General features: G+C 47.1%; 2 protein-coding genes. Both read left to right on the top strand.

Features of this window, described 5'->3' with window-relative positions; genetic code table 11:
- Positions 1–348: 348 nt before the first annotated feature.
- On the top strand, positions 349–1,491 hold the full coding sequence (locus MHN01_RS18340) for a BamA/TamA family outer membrane protein (protein WP_239412666.1): 1,143 nt from the start codon (positions 349–351) through the stop codon (positions 1,489–1,491).
- A 671-nt stretch (positions 1,492–2,162) separates the two neighbouring features.
- The gene (locus tag MHN01_RS18335; protein ID WP_239412665.1) at positions 2,163–4,181 is read left to right on the top strand and encodes a methyl-accepting chemotaxis protein; all 2,019 of its coding nucleotides are present in this window, start codon (positions 2,163–2,165) and stop codon (positions 4,179–4,181) included.
- Positions 4,182–4,231 lie beyond the last annotated feature (50 nt).

Below are 4,231 nucleotides of genomic sequence, written 5' to 3'. Positions count from 1 at the left end.
CAGTCTAAAAATCTTATTGAAAAATGAAAACAACCATCATCAAGTTATTTTTACGAAATAAAATATTGATAGGGCAACCAGTTAAAAAAGTAATCTTAATATAGTCAAAGTAAAAACAAGACATATAACAAACAAAAAAATTTATTAGCCATACAAATCATCAGTTTTTAAATAATCAGCCTTTCAGTGAGACATTAGGCACACAAATTAAATAGCAGATAGTGATTGTTAAATATCATAATTGTTGAGTCGAAGCGAAAAGAGCAGCATGACTAAAAATAATTCAAAAAGTTCAATTTGCCGGCTGTAAGGAATTGCCGCCGTAACGTAAAACATCAAGGAGTCACCATGCTACTCAAGAAAACCCTAACTGCTGCGGCTGTCATCGCCGGGCTAACATCAGGTATGGCAATTGCCGATGAGCCAGCGAGCAAGGAAGATCAAGGCGTACGTTTCACTGTACCTGTCGGTCCTTTTTATGATCCCATTTTTGACCTTGCCGGCTCGGTGATCCCAACGTTAACGTATGAAACAACACCTGGTGCAAAAACCTCCAAAACCAGCTTCTACGGAATTTATGGTACTAACGGCAACTGGGTAACCAAAGTCGCCTCAGATACGTACTTTGGCAGCAATAGCGATTGGTATCTATTTGCTGATGCTACATATACTTACGCCAAGCTGGATGTCGAAAACTTCATGCGCTTCTTCGGCATTCCGGGAATTTCCGATGCCCCCGTCGTCGAAGTCGAACAAAATACAATTCGCCTCGAAGGCGCACTGAGCTACCAGTTCGCCAAAGACTTATATATCGGTCCGTCGGCTATCTATATTTCAACCGAATTCGAACGTGACAGCAGCCACCCTTTCAGCACCGTCAATATGATCACGGATAAAGAAACTACAGGCTATGGCATTGCTCTTACCTACGACAAACGTAACAACACGCTAACGCCAACAAACGGTTTCTATGTCGACATCGATGCAAAAATGATTGAGGAAGAAAACGAAGGGGGTGCTGCAATCCCAGCGATTCCTGGCCTGCTGCCAGGCGGCTTTACGCTGAACGGGACCAACGAGTACGACAACGTCCAGCTGGATCTGCGCTATTACCAGCCATTCAGTGATGCCACTACCCTGGCGTGGCGTGCCAAGGCCGACTGGAACTCAGACGATGCCACCGAGACAACGACCAACATTTCTAACGTAGCTCATGGCTTTACCATGGAAGTGGGCGGCCGCAGTGCTATTGGTACCGATTTCCAGCTCCGCCACTGGGTATCTGACAAAGTCGGTGTGGTCGGCATGGTGAGTGTTGCCCAGCCTATCGACAACACCTCCGGCGAAGATGATGTGCACTATGCCGGCGGCCTGGGTGTGCGTTACATGCTGGTACCGGAAGACAAGCTAAGCATGCGCCTGGATGTGACCTACAACGACCAGGAAGATGATAACGTGCTGGTGTTCTTCAACGTTGGCGAGACATTCTAAGCATCCTTTTACAAAGATACATTGAGAAAAGGGGGGCGACCAAAAGGTTGCCCTTTCCTACCCCCCTTCCCTGTAATACTCAAAACTCGATACGCATTGGCGTAACGAAGTTCTCAAGCTAGCTCATAGGATGAAAATAAAGGAATAAGACTAAAGTCTAACAGGCAACGATAAAGAGTGAGATAGTTGATAAAAACAATAATCAATGTTGTCAGTTTCTTGTTTATATTTTCAAAAACACCTAACAAAAATTTATAAGGTAACCAGTTTAGACCAAACATATTTAATAATAAAATCATTGGTAAATTAAAATAAATTGATTGCAATAACTGTGATGCCAACAAGTTAAACCAAGTGCATATAAATTAATATGCAACAGATTGAAAAAAGATTCACTCCCCAGAAAATAACTAACAACATAATACTGATTTATAATGACTTATTCCCATGCAGCGTTGTGTTTGCTCAATTTCCCTTCTACTTATCATAATAAAAACACAATTTTCAATCGTAATGATTTATCGATAAGCGCACTTCTAACCGCCTGGATAAATATTCACAGTAATGACTTACTAAATCTATGGGTTAATTGCTCTAATCATGTGCTAGGTTATATTTACGACGTGAGAAAGTTATATTTAAAAACAGAAGAATGACTAATGGAGTAACCTATGAGATGGAGTTTAAGTCATAAATTGCTGGCAGGCTTTACTGTAATATTACTACTACTGATATTTAATACGCTAATCATAAATTGGTCAGTATCTAAATCCCAGCAACGAGTTGACAGCCTAGTGCAGTTAAGGATGCCAACAGTGATCAGTGGCAAAGATCTGATGAACGGCATCAACTCCTCTCTGGCCGCCCTTCGGGGTTATATGATCCTGGGTGCCGATCCTGCCAAAGCTGAACAAATGAAAAAAAACAGAGTTCAGGCATGGCAGCTTATTGATGCGGCGATGGCGGAATACGAGACAGTTTCCAGCCACTGGACCGATCCTGCGAATGTCGAACGGTTTAACAGGCTGAAAACATTAATCGCCGAGTTTCGCCAGGCACAGCAGCAGATAGAAGCCATATCGAACACCGATGAGAACATACGCTCTTACAATATCTTGCTTACCGAAGCTGCACCTTTGGCCGAACAGATGCTCGCGGCCCTAAACGCCATTATTGACCGGGAAGAGGCACTGGCGGCCACCCCTGCGCGCAAGCAACTGTTAAAGTACCTGGCCGATACGCGCGGTAGCTTCGCCATTGGTCTGGCCAACATTCGCGCCTACCTACTCTCCGGAGACGACAAGTTCGAACAAAAATTCCAGTCAAGCTGGACGCTAAACAGCCAGCGTGTTGCCCAGTTAAATGACCTGCAATACCTTTTTAGCCGCGAGCAAGCCAGCCAGTGGCAGCAATTTAGCCAGCATCGAAGCCAGTTTGAAGCGCTACCACAGCGCATGTTCAGTGCGCGCAAGGCCGATAACTGGAACACCGCTAATCATTGGTTAGCCACACGCGCAGCCCCGAAAGCCGCCGAGATCAAAGCCGTTCAGGCTGCTATGACGGCCTCCCAACAGCAATTGATGCAAGAAGACCAGATGTTGCTGGAAGAGAGCCTGACTAATGCCCAGACAGTTGCCGTGGTCAGCTGCATTATCTCGGTTATTTTGGGCATCGTCATTTCCCTCACCCTGGCCCGCAATATTCGTCGCAGGCTCGATTCCATCCTGGTCCGCGCCAATGCGATTGCCGACGGTGACATCAGCGCAACAACACTGGCCGTCCGGGGACATGATGAGCTGGCCAAACTGACCCAGGCAATTAACGGCATGTCAGGCTCACTTCGGCAGGTCGTTAACAACACCTCAGAGACTATCGAGCATGTCGCCGGAGGCGTCAGTGATATCCATAGCCTGAACGGAAAGATGAAGAAGAATGTTCAGAGCCAGAGTGAACAGATCGATGCCGTTGTTACCGCTGTTGAGGAACTCTCTGCCTCTGCGTCCGATGTGGCCCGTAATATCCAGGAATCTTCTGCCAGCACAAACCGGGCACTCACCGAGGCTCAAGCGGGTGGCGAGACGGTTGAGCAGCTGCAAAGCAGTATGCAAAGGGTAGACAAAGCCTTCATGGAAGGAACGGATGCCGTCAACACCCTTGGTCGTCGAGGCGATGAGGTGCAAAACATTATTCAGGTGATCAAGGGAATTGCCGAGCAAACCAACCTGCTGGCCTTAAATGCCGCAATTGAAGCCGCACGCGCTGGCGATCAGGGACGTGGCTTCTCCGTCGTCGCAGATGAAGTTCGCCAACTGGCGCAACGAACCGCAGAGGCCACCGAAGAAGTTACCCAGTCAGTCCTGGCAATAAAAGACAGTACTCAACAAGCTGTTATGGTGATGGCCGACGGCCAGAAACAGGTCACAACCAACAGAACGCTGACTGAAGAGACCGCTGCGGCACTGAACAAGATCATAGACAGTGCCGTTGTGCTGAACCGTAATGTACAGACCATTGCGGCTACGGCGGAACAACAGTCGCAAGTCAGTAATGAAATAGCCGGAAATATAAGCGAAATCGCGGGCGTGGCCCAGAACACTCAGGACGGCATGATCGAAGTGGTCAGTACCGCCGACCAGGTACTCAAACAAGCACAGGACAAAGCCAGAGAGCTAAGGAAGATGCTGGCGTAAGAATACAGCTGCCCCATCATATTGGCGGTGAGCATGAAAAAGGGCTCACC

The sequence above is a fragment of the Photobacterium sp. OFAV2-7 genome (assembly GCF_022347985.1).
In the GTDB taxonomy this organism is placed as follows: domain Bacteria; phylum Pseudomonadota; class Gammaproteobacteria; order Enterobacterales; family Vibrionaceae; genus Photobacterium.
This window is presented reverse-complemented; position numbering and strand designations above follow the sequence as displayed.